General features: G+C 45.9%; 16 protein-coding genes. 7 read left to right on the forward strand and 9 right to left on the reverse strand.

Annotation, left to right across the window (positions count from 1 at the left end; genetic code table 11):
• Positions 1–113 precede the first annotated feature (113 nt).
• Positions 114–521 (reverse strand): hypothetical protein, encoded by a 408-nt coding sequence (locus tag D3H65_RS02235; protein ID WP_119048696.1) that lies wholly within the window; start codon positions 519–521, stop codon positions 114–116.
• An 18-nt stretch (positions 522–539) separates the two neighbouring features.
• Between D3H65_RS02235 and D3H65_RS32770 the strand changes: the two genes are divergently transcribed.
• The 3 genes from D3H65_RS32770 (at position 540) to D3H65_RS02245 (ending at position 3434) form a co-directional block, all read left to right on the forward strand.
• Positions 540–740 carry a hypothetical protein gene (locus D3H65_RS32770; protein ID WP_162915363.1) on the forward strand — a complete coding sequence of 67 codons (201 nt, stop codon included), beginning with the start codon at positions 540–542 and terminating at the stop codon, positions 738–740.
• Between the two features lie 74 nt (positions 741–814).
• A complete protein-coding gene (locus D3H65_RS02240; RefSeq protein ID WP_162915364.1) occupies positions 815–2806 on the forward strand; it encodes a tetratricopeptide repeat-containing sensor histidine kinase in 1992 nt (663 codons plus the stop codon).
• Entirely contained in the window at positions 2793–3434 is a 642-nt protein-coding gene (locus D3H65_RS02245; protein WP_119048698.1) for a response regulator transcription factor, read from the forward strand. The genes D3H65_RS02240 and D3H65_RS02245 overlap by 14 nt, the downstream gene beginning before the upstream one ends.
• Positions 3435–3530: 96 nt before the next feature.
• Here the strand turns inward: D3H65_RS02245 and D3H65_RS02250 are convergent, their stop codons facing one another.
• The 4 genes from D3H65_RS02250 to D3H65_RS02265 form a co-directional block, all read right to left on the reverse strand.
• Positions 3531–4001: a hypothetical protein gene (locus D3H65_RS02250; protein ID WP_119048699.1), complete on the reverse strand. Its 471-nt coding sequence runs from the start codon at positions 3999–4001 to the stop codon at positions 3531–3533.
• A 53-nt stretch (positions 4002–4054) separates the two neighbouring features.
• Positions 4055–4963 carry a sigma-70 family RNA polymerase sigma factor gene (locus D3H65_RS02255; RefSeq protein WP_119048700.1) on the reverse strand — a complete coding sequence of 303 codons (909 nt, stop codon included), beginning with the start codon at positions 4961–4963 and terminating at the stop codon, positions 4055–4057.
• Positions 4964–5111: 148 nt separating this feature from the next.
• A complete protein-coding gene (locus D3H65_RS02260; RefSeq protein WP_119048701.1) occupies positions 5112–5786 on the reverse strand; it encodes a LytR/AlgR family response regulator transcription factor in 675 nt (224 codons plus the stop codon).
• Between the two features lies 1 nt (position 5787).
• Positions 5788–6891, reverse strand: coding sequence for a sensor histidine kinase (locus tag D3H65_RS02265; protein ID WP_119048702.1), 1104 nt, complete (start codon positions 6889–6891; stop codon positions 5788–5790).
• 181 nt (positions 6892–7072) lie between these two features.
• Here D3H65_RS02265 and D3H65_RS02270 point away from each other — a divergent pair, with 181 nt between their 5' ends.
• On the forward strand, positions 7073–8272 hold the full coding sequence (locus D3H65_RS02270; RefSeq protein ID WP_162915365.1) for a TlpA family protein disulfide reductase: 1200 nt from the start codon (positions 7073–7075) through the stop codon (positions 8270–8272).
• Positions 8273–8347: 75 nt separating this feature from the next.
• Complete coding sequence (locus D3H65_RS02275; protein WP_119048704.1) at positions 8348–8779, forward strand: PRC-barrel domain-containing protein; 432 nt, start codon at positions 8348–8350, stop codon at positions 8777–8779.
• Between the two features lie 138 nt (positions 8780–8917).
• Here the strand turns inward: D3H65_RS02275 and D3H65_RS02280 are convergent, their stop codons facing one another.
• Positions 8918–9307 carry an SWIB/MDM2 domain-containing protein gene (locus D3H65_RS02280; protein WP_119048705.1) on the reverse strand — a complete coding sequence of 130 codons (390 nt, stop codon included), beginning with the start codon at positions 9305–9307 and terminating at the stop codon, positions 8918–8920.
• Between the two features lie 251 nt (positions 9308–9558).
• Positions 9559–12246 (reverse strand): DNA ligase D, encoded by a 2688-nt coding sequence (gene ligD, locus D3H65_RS02285; protein WP_119048706.1) that lies wholly within the window; start codon positions 12244–12246, stop codon positions 9559–9561.
• A gap of 243 nt (positions 12247–12489) precedes the next feature.
• Here ligD and D3H65_RS02290 point away from each other — a divergent pair, with 243 nt between their 5' ends.
• On the forward strand, positions 12490–13236 hold the full coding sequence (locus D3H65_RS02290; RefSeq protein ID WP_119048707.1) for a DUF72 domain-containing protein: 747 nt from the start codon (positions 12490–12492) through the stop codon (positions 13234–13236).
• A 17-nt stretch (positions 13237–13253) separates the two neighbouring features.
• Here D3H65_RS02290 and D3H65_RS02295 read toward each other — a convergent pair whose 3' ends face one another.
• Positions 13254–13454, reverse strand: a complete 201-nt coding sequence (locus D3H65_RS02295) for a dodecin family protein (RefSeq protein WP_119048708.1) — start codon at positions 13452–13454, stop codon at positions 13254–13256.
• A gap of 224 nt (positions 13455–13678) precedes the next feature.
• Here D3H65_RS02295 and D3H65_RS02300 point away from each other — a divergent pair, with 224 nt between their 5' ends.
• On the forward strand, positions 13679–14227 hold the full coding sequence (locus tag D3H65_RS02300; protein ID WP_211345603.1) for a DinB family protein: 549 nt from the start codon (positions 13679–13681) through the stop codon (positions 14225–14227).
• 69 nt (positions 14228–14296) lie between these two features.
• On the opposite strand, the gene D3H65_RS02305 is transcribed toward D3H65_RS02300, so the two are convergent.
• Entirely contained in the window at positions 14297–16369 is a 2073-nt protein-coding gene (locus D3H65_RS02305) for a T9SS type A sorting domain-containing protein (protein WP_162915366.1), read from the reverse strand.
• Positions 16370–16582 lie beyond the last annotated feature (213 nt).

The raw sequence follows: 16582 nt of genomic DNA on the forward strand, positions 1-16582 counted from the left end.
GGACTGACTCATAAAAAAAAGCCGCTTCCATAAAGATAGAAGCGGCTAAATACTCAAATAACCATTGCCTGTGCTGACCAGCAGGTTGTCTGTTCACTGACTGATATAGGGTTTTATTCGAATTGATGAGCGAGTGTACCATGTATCACAGAGGTACTGGTATAGGTTTCTGTTTTAACCAGTTTGTCATTTACCAGTATCTCTGTTTTCAGGTTGCCATTCTTGATAGCGGTAACACTAAGGCCGATAACTTCATATTGGTTAACCCTTTTCGTGATCTTTTTGGAAAAAGGGATGGGCGCAAGATCTATACTCGACATGCCACCTGTTTCATTGGTATAATTTACATCGGCAGCATTTAATCCGGACGTGGTAGTGGTAACCCTGTACTCTATGGTCACATCTTTAGGATAACTTGAATTGTCGTTATCCTTGTCTTTTTTACAGGAAAATAAGAGACTTGCTGACAGGAGTAAGGCAATAATCTTCACCGGGTGTTTTGTTGTTGACAGGTTCATCATTTATGTTTGTTTTAAAATGTGCTATACGGCCTGGGTATACCAGGTTTTACAGAAAACAAGGTAGCTCTACAGTTGCGGGGTTATCTTGATACGGCCCTTCAACGCTGGTGGTCGGTAAAAATGGACCATTGGCAGGTGAATGACGCAGGCGTATCGGTTGCGGGGTTGTGTGCAAAGGTATCGGCCATGCACACCGCGAGCAATACGCTGAAACCGTGAATTTTATCTACTGGTATTCCGGTATTCTTGATATAATAAAAAAGTATTCAGCAATTGTTGTTTATTTTGCCTGCATGATCCGCCACACCACCCTCTTTTGCTTACTGATCAGTATTGCGCTATGGAGTAAGGCACAATTGCCATTGGATGAGCATAAATATGCCGACAGTCTGCAAACGGTTTTGAATAAGGCTACCAACGATACCGTCAGGGCCAAAAGCAGTTATCTCCTGTCCTATTATTGGGTGTTCAAGGATGCGGCCAAAGCGCGGGTATACCTCGATCAGGGCCGGCAATATGCACGGAACAATCCTTTTCAAACAGCTGTCTCCTGGTTTTATGAAGGGATCATATTTTATGCTACGGGTGATATCCCCAAAAGTGAAGTTGCTTTTCTGAAAGCCGATAGCCTGCTGACCCCATTCAATACAAAACCTGCCAAGCAATTCAGGGCGCAGGCATTACACAATTATGGCGTTCTGCAACAGGCCAAGGGCGATGAAAAAGGATTTGCTGAGGTGCTGCTCAATAGATCAATACCCCTGGCAAAGGAATCGGGCGATACCTCCGGCCTGGCCAAAAACTACCATGATCTGGCGCTTACGTTTAAGAATACGACACAATATGAAAAGGCGTCTGTTTGGGTCCTGACTGCTATACGGCTATTTAGGGAACTTCATGCCACTGCTGAGCTGGCAACAGCTTATGTAACGGCTGCCGAAAATTATGTGTTGTGGGAAAAGTATGACCTGGCCAAACCCATGTTGGACAGTGCAAATGCCATGTTGGCGCCTTTCCCGGAAAATCCGCTCTATTTGGATTATTATGCCGCTGAAAGCATTTACTACAACGCGGTGAAAGACCATAAGAATGCATTGGTGAGTACAGATAAAGGCATCCGGCTGGCGAAGCAATTGCACAGGGGTTATGAAGAACAGCGCCTGCTGCTGCAAAAGTTCTATGCTCATTTTAACCAGAAGGATTACCGGAATGCCAGACCGGTTTTAACCTACCTGCTGGCGCAGCCAGAGATGATGTCGCAGATCACGAACCGGCTGCAGCTGTACAAGGGCATGGCCGAAACGAATGCCGGGCTGGGCAATATGCAGGATGCGTATAAATGGTCTGAACAATACAGCAAACTGAGTGACAGTGTGCATGAAAGTCAATTGAAGACCGATATCCAGGCGCTGGAACTGAAATACAATGATGCGGAGAACCAAAAGAAAATAACCACCCTGAAAGCCGAGAATGACAAAGCGGCACTGACAGCCAGGAATACACGGTTGGTGAACTGGTTTTTAGCCTCTGTTTCTGTGCTGCTGCTGATCGCCGCCGTGCTGGGCCTGCTGTACTTCAGGAACAATAAAAAGCTGTCGGAACAAAAAGACCTCAATCACCAGCAGCAATTGAAGGAATTGGCCCAGCAACAGCAAATACAGTTCAGCCAGGCCATGCTACAGGGAGAGGAACGCGAGCGCCGGCGGCTGGCCGGTGACCTGCACGATGGACTAGGGGGGATGCTGGCCGGGGTAAAAATGAATTTGACCGGGCTCACAGTAGCTGCGCCTGTGGCACAGGATAATGACCTCAACAAAGTGATCGGCCAGTTGGACCACTCCATCAGTGAATTGCGCCGTATCGCCCGTAATATGATGCCTGAGGCCCTGTTGAAGCTGGGACTGGAAACGGCGTTGAAAGATCTGTGCGAATCGGTAATGACCGATCAGGTTCGGGTTGGCTTCCAGTCCTACGGGATCGAGAAAACGATACCGCAGCAAACACAGGTTACTATTTACCGGATCGTGCAGGAATTGCTCACCAATGCCATTCGCCATGGTCATGCATCCAGCATTTTATTGCAGTGCAGCCAGAATGAGGGTGTTTTTTTTGTAACACTCGAAGATAACGGCAAGGGATTTGATCCTCAAAATGCCGCCAGGGCCAAAGGAATAGGACTGAGCAATGTAAAAAGCCGGGTAGATTACCTGAATGGGAAAATGGACATCGCCTCCGTCATTAATGAAGGAACCACCATAAATATTGAACTATATGTTGCAGGATAAAGACGTTATAGAACTGGCCATAGTAGATGATCATCCTGTTGTGATCGAAGGGGTATTAAAACTGCTTGACAACAAAGAGCACCTGCGGGTAGCCGGCTCTTTTACTTCCGGCATGGAGTTTATTGATTTTATAAAGACCAGTAAGGTAGATATTGTATTACTGGATATCTCCCTGCCGGATAGGAATGGGATGGACCTATGTAAAGAGATAAAGATATTATCACCCGGTACCTGTGTACTGGTGTTGAGCAACCACAGTGAGCGCAGCATTATTATGCAGGCCCTTCAAAATGGCGCCAGCGGCTATTTGCTCAAAAACGCCTCCCCCACAGAACTCATCACCTGCATCCATGAAGCATTGGGTGGCCAGATCACCTTTAGCCGGGAAGTAAAAGAAATTATTGCCCGACCCTCAGTCATCGAATTAAGAGGTATTCCCCAATTGACCAAACGGGAAAAAGAGATACTGCAATTGATCTCCGACGGTATTACCACCGCTGGTATAGCTACACAGCTTTCCCTGAGTCCGCTCACCGTAGAAACCCATCGCAGGAATTTGCTGCAGAAGTTTGAGGTAAAGAATGTGGCTGCCCTCATCAAGGTTGCAGTGCAGCAGGGATTGATTTAGAAAGGCATTAGCTATTAGGTATTAGCCTTTAGCGCTTTTGATACGTAAACGGTGTATTGCTAATAGCTAACGGCTAACAGCTAATACCTTACTTCGTCAATTGAACTTGAAGGCGCTCAGGAAAAAGATAATAAAGAAAATGGTGAGTTGTGTAATATGGAATAGTTGCAGATTTTTTTTCAGCTGCTGCAATGATTGATCGTTGGCGGGCCCTGTTCCCGCCGTAGTCAGCATTTTATTGAGCCTTCCGTTGAGCTTTCGTCCCACCACAATACCATTCAGAATAACAATTACCACAAGGATTATCTTGATCCTGAACCACAACATAGCGCCTATTACGGCATGCAGGATGGTCATCATGCCTATGCCGGAAAGAAGCGTGAGTACAATACCTGCTACTACCAGGAGGGGAAGTTTCTCGGTTAGCTTTCTTGCCACCATACCTGCCGGCTGGTCTTTGGCATAAAAGGCCCAGAACTTACGGGTCAGTACAAAATCAACGAAAGTAGTGCCTGCCAACAACGTAATGCCAATAATATGGAACCACAAGGATGCGTGATAGATCATGATCTTATTTTCTTCATAAGACAGGCGAGATCCTTTTCCTGTGACAGCTGTTACTAAGAAGAACTATCTTTTTTAAACATCTTTAGTTTATCGGGATTTGTCTGGATATATATGTTCCTGATCTTGTCTCCATCCGGCTCCAGGGAGAAAAGACTGATGGGCGAATCGCCGGAGTAGGAGATGATGGAGGGAAGGCCATTGGCAATAATGATCTCCCGGCGAAAACCGGGGATTGCCTCTATTTTGGTGACTGCGCTTATCATCAACCTCGATACATTTTCTCTGCCGTAAATAGGCTTGTAAGCGGCTGTAAGGCGCTGTCCTTTCACATGAACGAATTTACCGCCACCATCTGCAAACAATACAATGTCTTCTTTGAGCAGATCGATCAGGTCTTCCATACTTCCCTCTGAAGTAGCCTGCAGCAGTTTATGCAGCATCTTTTCATGCACTTTCATGTCTACTTCAAACCGGCGGGCGTCTTTGCCCAGGTTGTCTTTTGCCCGTTTTAATATCTGTCGGCAATTGTCTTCCGATTTGTCAAAGATGTCGGCCAGCTCATAATAATCATAAGCAAATATTTCCTTCAGCAGGAAAATAGCCCTTTCCTGTGGAGTCAACTTTTCCATCAGGAGGAGGATGCCCAATGAAAGGGCATGGTAGGTCTCAAATCGTTCATGGCCATTGTCGACGCCATAGTTCAGCAAGGGCTCAGGTAGCCATACTCCTATGTATTGTTCACGCTGTACGCGGGCACTGTGGAGGTAGTTGATACAGGTATTGGTTACGATTTTTACGAGGTAGGCCTTGGGGTGCTTTACTGAGCCTTCCTGTGTTTCCATCCATCTAAGAAATGCATCCTGCACGATATCCTCCGCGGCATCTACACTGCCGAGCATATTGTAGGCCATGGAAAACAACAATGCCTTGTATTCAATAAAAAGGGACGCTTTCTTGTCCATGCTGTAATAAATGTAAGTTATTAGAAATTAAGTTAGCCGGGATCACCCGTAACATGGGACAAATGACCCTGCGGAATTGTGACAGGCTGGGAAGGAAAACAGTAAAAAAATGCCTGTCGGGGCAGTTGGCCGCCACTTGCGGACTGAATTACAGCATTTTGAGGTTCATTTTATAGTGTTCTCCCAGGGGAATGGTGGTTTGCCCAATGGTTACGGCTTCCTTACTGAGCCGGTCAATATGCCGGATGTTGACCACGTACGAGCGGTGTACCCGTTTGAATTGTTGTTCCGGCAGCAATTGTAGTAGGGATTTCATGGTGAGGTGGGTAATATGCTGTCCGGTAGTGGTGATGATCCTGATATAATCTTTCATGGATTGGGCAAACAGTATCTCAGCGAGAACAACCTTTACCAGGCTGCCGTTTACTTTAAAGTATACATAGTCTTTCTCTGGCAGAGAAGGAGGAATTGGCTGCTGGTTCAAAAAGCGGGCAATGCTCTTTTTGAACCGGTCATAGGTAATGGGTTTTAGCAGGTAGTCCACCGCCTCCAATTCAAAGCCCAGCAGGGCAAAGTCGGGATAAGCAGTAGTGAAGATAAAAGCAGGCGGCTCTTTTAAGGATTGTATGAATTGTGTGCCGGTAAGCTGTGGCATTTTAATGTCGAGGAATAAGAGGTCGATGGGCTGCTGATGTAGCACAGCAAAGGCCGCTGCTGCATGGAAGCATTCAGCAGAAAGGGTCAGCCCATCAGTTTGCTCAATGTATTTTTTTAATACCTGTTGCGCCAGTGGCTCATCATCCACGATCATGCATCTTACCATATCAATTGAGAATAATAGTTAAAAGTACTTCATAGGTTTCATTGGTCTCCTTTACCTGCACGGAGTGCCTGCCGGGGTACAGGATCGACAAGCGTTTTTGTGTATTGTCCAGTCCGATACCATTGCCATGGCTATTCGGCAGGGATTGATCCGTAGCGCCTGCTGCCTTGCTGTTCTTAACAGATAAAGTAAGTTCCTGGTCGTTGAGGCAAATAATGACCTCAATAAAACCTGTATGGACCTCTTCAATGCCATGCTTGAACGCGTTTTCAATATAGGGCAGCAGCAGCAGCGGCTCAATGAGCGCCTGATCAGTAATGCCCTGGGTATCGAACCGGATGGCCGTTTTATCATGGTAGCGGACCGACTGTACATCTACATAATTGCTCAGGAAATGTATTTCATGGGTAAGGGGTTGTTTTGGCTGGGTGGTTTTATACAGTACATAACGCATCATATCCGACAACTTGGCTACCAGGGGAGCGGTAAGCTGAGACTGTTGCAGGGCGAGGGCATATATATTATTAAGGGTATTAAAAAAGAAATGGGGCTGTAGCTGCGACCGGAGGTATTGGAGATCAGTTTCTGCCTGCAATTGTTTTAATTGCCGTATCTGCTTTTCCTGTTTGTCAAGATGAATAAAATAGGCCAGGGCGATCATGATCAGCAACTGGAACACGAGGTAATTGATGCCAAAATGAAACCGGCCTTTTAGTTTTAATACTTTTTGTGCTTCGGTGATCATCTCAATGGGTAAAAAGGAGAGACGGGCTATAGAACCGTACATGATATACACCGTGTATAGTTCCCGCACTGCCACAAACAGCAATACAGAAAGCAGGAAATATCCGTATCTTTTTTTGATAAGGAGTGGTTGAATGGCAAGTTTATAATACAGGTAATAAGGGATGACCGTGAAAAATCCCCAAACGAGGCGCCGGATGATGTTGACCTGGAAATAGCTCCATTGCAATTGCTTCGGTTCTTCATTAAAACCGTATTCAAGATCAGTGAGCAACGGACTAATGAACCAGATAAAAATAAAGAATGCCCATTCTATCCGGGCATATTTGTCGGAGGTGAAAATTGATTGCCTGAGGGTCATGCAGCTTAAAGGTATTGCAATTCCAAAATAAAACCGGGCGCTGGAAGGAGCACGGTCTGGTTTTCGATAAAAGCCCTTGTTTTTTCGATTAAACCGGTCCCGTCTTTTTGTTGAATGGGTATGTCGAATCGTCCGCAGGCAGGTATTGATAATGCCTATGTTTGGGGCAACAATCTTTATTATGATGCATCATTGCCTGTTATGTCTGTTTGTATTGTTCCTTACCGGAATAAGAGTTCAATCTCAACCTGCGTCTTCCCCGGCCAATGCGGTGGACGTACTCTCAAAAACAAAGGAAAAGCTGGATCGTCTTAGCGTGGTCCGTTACCGGCAAACCCGGGAAACAAAGTATTACGGAGACAATTATTACTCCTTATTCAGTGCGGAACTATTCATTCAGCGCATAAAGAATAGCCCCATAGGGTGGCGGCTACAGGCCAGTGAAGGGAATACGTTATTCATTTATGATGGCCAGCAGACCATACGACTGAAAAGGGACGCTATGACTATTGACAGTGCATCTGCAAAGAATGCAAGGCAGCTGGAGGGGAATAGTTATCTTTCTCATTCACTGATCAACCTGGGCTATTTTCTTCCCCTGGTGATCGGGGACGACAGCACCCAAAAGTCGATCAGTGATACCCTGATCGGCGGTCAGTCCTTGTATTGTGTAAAGATGGAGCGGCCCAACAGGTATTATGATGGGTTTTACAGCATGCAGCCTATTAACCTGCGGAATTTGCGGAGACCTTACTACCTGTTGATCGATAAGAAAACCTACCTGCCTTACCAGTTCATCACCAGATATATCCGAGGAAATGATGACCGGGATTATATAACAGTAACGTTTGACGATCTCAATATGGCTCCCGCTTTGCCTGCTGATAGCAGCTGGGCATATATCAGTTACAGGGACAAGTACCAGCCATTTAAGCCTAAGGAGAAAAAGCCTGTGATAAAGACCGGTGTTATTATCGGCGACTTTACATTGCCTGATTATAGACCTGCAGCCATCGATAGTGCATCGCTTCATCAATATACAGGTAAAGTGGTGCTGCTTGATTTCTGGTTCAAATCCTGCGGTCCTTGTATGGCAGCCATGCCCCATTACAATACTTTACAGAACAAGTACGGGAAAGATGGTTTCCAACTGCTGACGATCAATGTTGAGGATGGAGAAGAGGATATGAAGTTCTTCTACAATAAGTACCAGCCTGCTTATAAAATGCTGTTTAAAGGGAATGTGTTATTTGAAAAACTGGGCCTCTCGGCTTGTCCCTCTTCCGTGTTGCTGGATCGGAGTGGTAAGGTAACAGAGGTATTTGCGGGCTTTGATGAGCCGGTAATCAGCAGGAAAATTGGGGAATTGCTGGCACAATAGAGCGGTATGATATATGCCTGGTTGGCATGGCTTTTATGCGTATTATGGTTTTCATCCCTTAAAAAAGGAGGTTATATGGCAACGTATGATAAGCAGTATGAAGCAGACAACCAGACGGGTATCAACCATGAAGGCCCCGATGCAAATAACCCGGTAAAACGCTTAACGGCCCGCTCGATCACGGGTGACAAGGTGGAGAATCCGAATGGGGACGATCTGGGCAAAATAGAGGACCTGATGATCAATATCGATACGGGAGAAGTGGAATATGTAGTGATGGAATCAGGTGCTTTCCTCGGTTTAGGCGGAAAGCTATTTGCGATCCCATTTAAAGAGTTACGTTTGAATCCTGCGAAAGAAGTATTCGTATTGAACAGGGACAAAGAATATCTGAAAGAATCACCGGGATTTGATAAAGACCATTGGCCCGATACAAATGATCACCGCTATTTTGAACGCGTGACCAGCTATTACGACCGGACACCCATACCCATGTTGCCCTTGTAGATCGTATGGGGAGTGAAAGATATCCAAACAACGGGAGAGCGCCCATTGTGGCAGGCTGCCTGAAATGACAGCGGATAAGAAGCTTTGCCAGGTTATCACAATAACCTGGCAAATGCTTGTTTGACCTTACGGCCAGATTTATTTTACATGCTTGTTGACAATCTTAGCCAGTTCAAACATGGATATCTGGTCTTTGCCAAAGATTGGTTTCAACTTGGAATCGGCATTGATCATTCTCCTGTTCTTTTTGTCCTGGAGATTGTTCTTCTTGATATAATCCCAGATCTTCTTAACGATCTCAGTTCTGGGTATTGCCTTTGAACCGATCACTTCACCGAGTGATGCGCTGGGCGTAAGAGGAGCCATGAAGGCTGCGTTTGGTTTCCTGGCAGATTTTTTCTTAGCTGCTTTCTTAGCTGGAGCTTTCTTTACAGGAGCTTTCTTCGCAACTTTCTTAGGTGCTGCTTTTTTGGCGGCCTTTTTTACTGCTTTTTTAGCTGCTTTCTTGGGCGCTTTTTTTGTTGCCATTGTTCGATTTTTTTTACGATTGATGATGGTGACTAATGCAGGAGGAAGGGATCTTATTCCTGCATTAGACAGGATGATAATCTATCCTCCAAAATTAATGAAGTAATATAGTAAGAAACATCCATATCAGCTCATCATTTGTACACCAGTTATACACTCTTGTGAATAGCTTTTCATTGGGGAAATCGAATAAAAGAGGTATTAACCACCGTTGGAGATATGAAAATTCCCCAATGAAACGACATAAAGTGCTATTGTAATTGCTTCAATACCCTGGCAATATTGACACCTTTACCCAACACTGGTTTGAACAGATCGCCCTCTCTTTTGATCCGTTCCATTGCATTGGCAAGTGTGAAATGTTGTAGCTGTAAACCCTTCTTTACTTCGTCCCAATGGAGGGGCATTGATACCGTGGCGCCGGGTTTGGGTCGCAGTGAGTAAGCCGCTGCCAGCGTGGCTTTGGGGCGATTTTGCAGGTAGTCGATATAGAGTTTTCCCTTCCTGTTGCGGGTGAGTCTTTCGATGCTGGTAAACTGTGGTAATTGCTCCCGTACATGCGTGGCGATGAGCTTGCCAAATAGCTGGCATTCGTCATACGTATACTTTGCGCCCAATGGGATATAGATATGAATACCGGTAGAGCCGGATGTCTTGGGGTACCCCTCAATGCCCAGTTGGTCCAGCACCTGTTTTACCACCCGGGCGGTTTGTATCACCTGTTCAAAAGTATTGCCTTTGTCGGGGTCCAGGTCGAGGCAGCACCAGTCAGGGTGCTCCGGTTTGTCAATGGTGCTGTTCCAGGGGTTCATCTCAATGGCCCCCAGGTTAGCCATCCACAACAGGCCTGCTTCATTGGTAGGTACCATGAAATTCTTGTCTTCCCCCTCACTGGTATGATAGGGAAATTGCTTGATCCATGCGGGCGCTTTGCCTGTTATATCCTTCTGGTAAAAGCTTTTTCCATTGATCCCATTGGGGTATCGGTTCAATGATTGGGGCCGGTTTACCAGGTAGGGGAGTATATAGGGCGCCACCTGGTAATAGTAGTTGAGCATATCTCGCTTGGTATATTTTTCCTTTGGCCAGAATATCTTATTGAGGTTGGTAAAGGAAAGTTCATGGCCATTGATAGCCCTCACCTGCGTTGCTTCAGAAGGGTTCAGCAGGGTCTTCCTTTCCTGTTTGCCTCCCTGCTTCAATAGTTTGGTTGCCGGATCTTTCCTGCCCCTTTTAGTCACTTCCTTTACCTCCACAGCAGTTTCAGCTACTACAGCGCTGGCTTTTTTGTCTTCCCGCATACCTTCAAAACTGGGATGGCGCATCACTCCGTCGCTGGTCATTTCAGCATAACTCACTTCTCCCACCAGTTTGGGTTTTAGCCAGGTAACGGTGGCATGAGGAGGATTGGGCCGGAAGCGGGAAGGCTTGTTGACGTCTGGCAGTTCAGTAAAAGGGCATTTGGTGGTAATAAGGGGCTTAAACTGTTTCATCATTTCCCGTTGCATCTTGTCATTGAAACCAGTACCTATTTTGCCGGTATAGTTCAATCTTTTCCCGTCATACAGCCCTACCAGCAATGCACTGAACAGTTTGGGTGAATCCTCATTGTTGGTGAATCCGCCGATCACTACTTCATGTCTTTTATTGGCTTTCAGCTTTAACCAGTCGCGGGTACGTTCTCCCGGCAGGTAAACACTATCGGCTTTCTTGGCCATTATGCCTTCCATTCCCATTTTAGAAGCTGCTGCCAGGAACTCTGTGGCCGAGCTTTCGAAGGCTTCGCTGTAGCGGATAATGCCCGAAGATGGTACCAATGGTCGTAGCAGATCACGTCGCTTTACCAGTGGCAGTCCGGTGAGGTCGTGGCCATCCAGCCAAAGGATGTCAAATACATAATATACCAGTTCGCCATCAGCTTCACTTCGCCAGTTCTGCAGCGACCCAAAATGGGAAATGCCTTTGTCACTGACCACGCAGATCTCTCCGTCTATGACTGCATCGAGCTGCCAGTCCTTTACCGCCTTGTATACAGGATAGAATTTTTCATTGAATGATTTCTGGTTGCGGGAGAGTAGTTCCACCTTGCCTTTATTACAAAGGGCCAGGGCCCGGTAGCCATCCCATTTGATCTCATACAACCAGCCTGGTTGATCAAAAGGTTCGCTGACGAGGGTGCCCAGCATGGGTTGAATGTTTTTGGGAAATGCTTTTTTAGGTGCTTCCTCCAGTGCTGCTACGTCTTTTTTTTTTCGTGCCGCCTTGCGCGGTGCTGTCTTTTTTACTGCTTTTTTCGGTGTGGTGGTAGCGGCTTTGGAAGCTTTTTTAGGAGCGGCAGCCTTTGATTGACCGTATATATTATGACTGGTCTTTGCCACTTCTTCAAGGGTTTTATCAGATACAACAGACCGTACTTTCCTGGTTACATCCGTTGCTTTGGCGTACTGATCCCGGTGTTTGATGAGTAGCCAGGCGTTGTTCTCTGCATTTTTTAATCGTACGAGCGCAAATTCACCCTGTAGTTTATGGCCTGATAAACTGAATTTGAGCGAGCCTGCTTTGAGTTGTTTGAGCAACGCTTTTTCATCTTTCTTTTTATCGCCGCTGGGTTCGAGGGGTTCATAGGTGCCTTCATCCCATACGATCACCGTGCCGGCCCCATAATTACCTTCGGGGATAATGCCCTCAAAACTGCGGTAATCATAGGGATGGTCTTCTACCATCATGGCCAGTCTTTTGTCTTCGGGATTGGTGGAAGGCCCCTTGGGGACCGCCCAACTTTTCAATACACCGTCCATCTCCAGGCGGAAATCATAATGCAGGCGGGATGCATCATGCTTTTGTATTACAAATCGTAAAGCTTTGCCGGATGACTTGCCACCGGTAGGTTCCGGTGTTTTGTTAAAGGAGCGTTTTTTGCGGTAGGTAGTTAAAGCCATGGTTGCGAATTGTACAATGCGTGAATGGTATTGACCTATATGTCAGCAAATCAAAGACCGTGAGAGCGATAATAGGCCTTTGTCCATAAAAGTCCTCACCAGGTTCCAATAGCCTGAGACCTGTGATCGACGCATGTTAAAGGCGTAGGATTTGTGAGGGTATAAGATATTGCCTCTCTTTAATAAAGCATACAAGCAAAGCGTCCGGTAAACCTGTTATACAGCAGAACTGCAATTATTTACATGAGGAGAAATACAAAAATATACATTGGTACTTCGGGATGGCACTACAAGCACTGGAAGGGTACTTTTTACCCGCAGGAAATAAAAGATGCCGGCCAATTCGATTATTATAGTCAATATTTTAATACGGTTGAAATTAATAACTCCTTTTACAAATTACCAGCTCCTGCAACCTTCCGGCAATGGAAAATGGAAGCACCGGCAAAATTCATTTTTTCAGTAAAGGCCAGTCGTTTCATTACCCATATGAAAAAGCTCAATCCTGATGGGGCCAGTATACAAAAGTTCCTCAGGCGTGCCGGAGAACTGGATAGAAAGCTGGGGCCGGTTTTGTTTCAGCTGCCACCGGCTTGGAATATTAACATCGATAGACTCGCTGCTTTTTTAAAGCAGCTACCCGGCAGGCAACGCTATACTTTCGAATTCCGAAATCATAGTTGGTACCATGCAGAGGTGTTTGCTTTATTACGGCAATACAATTGTGCTTTTTGTATCTACCATCTTGATAAGCACCTTTCCCCTCTGGAAGTAACGGCTGATTTTGTATATGTAAGACTGCATGGCCCAGGCAATAAATACCAGGGGAATTATCCAAAAAAGGCCCTTGAAAAATGGGCAGGACTATGCCATCAATGGCAGCACGAAAAAAAGGATGTCTATTTGTATTTTGACAATGATCAGGCAGGCTATGCCGCTTTTAATGCACAGCGATTACTGAAGTTGGTAAATAGTAAAGAGGGGGCCTGATCAGGAACTGCGAGTTATTAGTCCAGCCGGAAAGAGATCTTGGCAATCACACCATAGGAAACGATCTTGCCATCTTTCACATGTGCTTTGATGTCTTTGACAAACACCGAGTCGATATTCCGTATCGTTTTGGAGGCTTCAGCTACGGCCACTTTTAAAGCATCGTCAATGCCTTTTTCTGAAGAAGCAATCACTTCAATGACTTTTACGATAGCCATAAATGGTAAGTTTTGGATGAAAAGGTATGACCGGCACAATTTTCATACCTGCCAGCTAAAGACACCTGAAAGGAGAGAATTGCGGCAGAGCTTCTACACAAATCGGCGTCAGTAAATGCGTGCTGATGACGCAATTCACCCGTAGATTGTCGTAATTGCACATCCTGTATCTAGCTAATTGACAGTAGGTTTGCAACAATTCCTTACTCATAAAACAAGCGTATATGGCTGTAAAAAACTTCATCGACCTGCCAATGAATGACCTGCAAAAGCTACTATATGAACTGGATCTTGCTGCCCGGGGTGTACTGGCCATCATCGCTGATTTTAGCCAGGAGCAATTCAATAAAGTACCTTTTGCCGGTAGCTGGACGGCAGGTCAGGTATCAGAACACCTGTTGAAGTCCATCAGCGGCATACCAGCTTTGATGGCAGGCAACACCCGGCCTACCACTGAAAGGAAAGGAGATGAGCACGTAATGACCATTGAAACCATTTTCCTTGATTTTGAAGTGAAAATGAAATCACCAGAGTTTATCCTTCCTTCCAATGGTCCGCACGACAGAAATGAGCTGCTCCATGGTTTCAGGACAGCCCTCGATGAGATCGCCTCTAAAACCCGCACGATGGACCTTACGCTAACCTGCACTGATTTCCCATTTCCCGGAATAGGAGAGCTTACAAGGTGGGAATTGATCAGTTTTGCCATTTGCCATACCATACGCCATACCCGTCAAATGAAAAATATTCACGGGCATGTAGCTGGCCAATAAACTGACTATACCCTAAAATGGCTGCCTGCTATTCTCTGCAGGCAGCCATTTTATTGGATGGACAACACTCTATAATTTCACTATTTGTTTCACTTCAGTATACCCGGCCATGGTGATTTTTAATAAATAGACACCTTTTGACAGCCCGGATACATTCAATTGTGTAGTTAATTGTGTACTTCCTTTCTGCAATCGGGAATTTCTCATGATAACTCCGGAAGGGTTGGTAAGCGTAACTGTAACGGTGCCCTTGAGTTTGTTGGTCAAGACCAGGTTCACAAGGTCGGGAACAGGATTGGGGAATACTTCCAATGTGTGATCTGCCGGCGCAGCTTCATCTGATATCTTTTTTTGCGTAGTTGTTTTTCCGGCTGTTCGCAGTAAGGCAGTTCCTGCTTCTTCGATCACAAAACCATTGAGGTAGGTATAAGTGCCACCAACACCTCTCGTGACACTAACCACAATGGTACCCGATACGCTAGGTGTAATGCCTGTGAATGTGGCATCGTTGGCGAGGTTATTGTCAGTAAGGATATTGATGGTGTCTCCATTGATGGCAAAATTGGTGTTGTTGGTGGTGGGGTTGGCTACCTTTCTACTGGCAAATAAGCTGATGTTATAAATTTTGTTCACATCAAGGCCACTGATGGTAAGAAACCTGCCCACTGTAACATAGGATGCGTACCTGAGTACTTCCGGTGGGCACATAGTACCTCCATAAGTAGCCGTATTGTCTGCAGAAGGGGTTAGTACCGCAGCCCCTCCATTGGTAAGGGTTTGTGAAACGTTGTAGCCTGATGCTGTGCTGTCTTCATACAGCAGGTTGATAATGGTACTGTTGACATTATTGTTCCAGTTATTCCAGGCTGCATTGTTATATGGATTGGTGCCGCCGTAAACATTTACGTTTACTTTTTTCAATACCACGCCGGTTGAAGTATCCGCCACTACTACAATTAATGAATCATATCCTGTCGCACCGTCATCATCTGTTACGGTCAGTCTGAAAATATAGGTCCCCACAGAAAGGCCGGTAACGGTAGTAGCTGGTGTGGAAGGCGATGCGATGGTGGCAGAAGGTCCGCTGCTTTGGGTCCAGGTATAGGATATAATGGATCCATCTGTATCAGTTCCGGAGCCGGAAACGTGTAAACTGTCCTGCGGTAGGTAGATATTTCTGTCGTTGCCGGCATTGGCCATGGGTGGCTGGTTAGGTGGTGGCTCAATGCCCACCATGGAAGTATCGCCCTGGCGAAGCATCCATTCAAAGATGCTTCCGCCGATGTAAGTACCCATGCTATTGGGGTGAAGGCCATTGGTGCCTATAACAGCCGTATTGGTGATGGGAGTTACACATCGCCAGTCTTTGGCGTTGGGGTTATACATCTGGTTCCAGCAGCAATGCTCGCCTCCGCCCAATTTTTCGAAGCTGAAGTAAGCATTAGCGCCAAATCCACGATTGGCAATCGTGTCCCTTGGTTTCCATACGGAACGGCCATCTGTGGTGCCTTCGAGGCCAAAGAATTTACCATTATATTTCTGCGCCCAGGTCCCATAACCGCCATATCCCCAGTTGTCGGCAGCCGGAAAGCCCGACATACAGCAGGCGTCTGACTGCCCCTGTAAGAACACAGCACTGGTAATCGTGCTCATAGGACCTTCGGGCGTTACCGGGTTTTTGTAGCAAATATATCTTCCCCAGGTAAAAGCTCCTTCAGAGAAGCCGGCCACATGAACAGCATTACGCTTTATATGATAGGTGTTGAGTACATAGGTCAGCCAGGCATATACGATATTGGGCCTGATGTTAGCGGCATTGGTACTCCAGGTGATGATGATGGGATAATGTTTGCCATTGCCTAATTGAATGCCGCCATCCCAGCCATTGTTCATCCAGTAATGTGGGCCAAACTTACGGTTGTTCATTTTCATCGTATCGTTATTGCCGTTGTTCTCACCGGCCCCGGGGCGTGTAATGAATACGGGCCGGGAGGCAGTATCGACGTGCCCGGCAGTGAACATATGTGTTGGGCGGGAAATGGTCATCATGATTTTGGTAGTGCCCGATTGCCATAAGGTATCGTAAGTGATAAAATCATGGGTTTCAGTTTGCGTGATACCGGTAACTGATAACATCAACATTAGGCAAAGCAGTAGCCAGCCTCTGCATTGGAGTAAAAAGTGGGTCATTTTTTTTAAGATAAGGTTTACAATGAGGTCTGCAAGGGACCTGTACTAACTAAATGTAGGAAGAATTAGGATACCATTGAATGGTTTTAATGCGAAAAGGAATTGCGTTTAATCAAATAATCTATTTTATTTCAGGTAATAGTATCACTGCCCAAGCCCATATCT

It is taken from the genome of Paraflavitalea soli (genome assembly GCF_003555545.1).
GTDB lineage: Bacteria > Bacteroidota > Bacteroidia > Chitinophagales > Chitinophagaceae > Paraflavitalea > Paraflavitalea soli.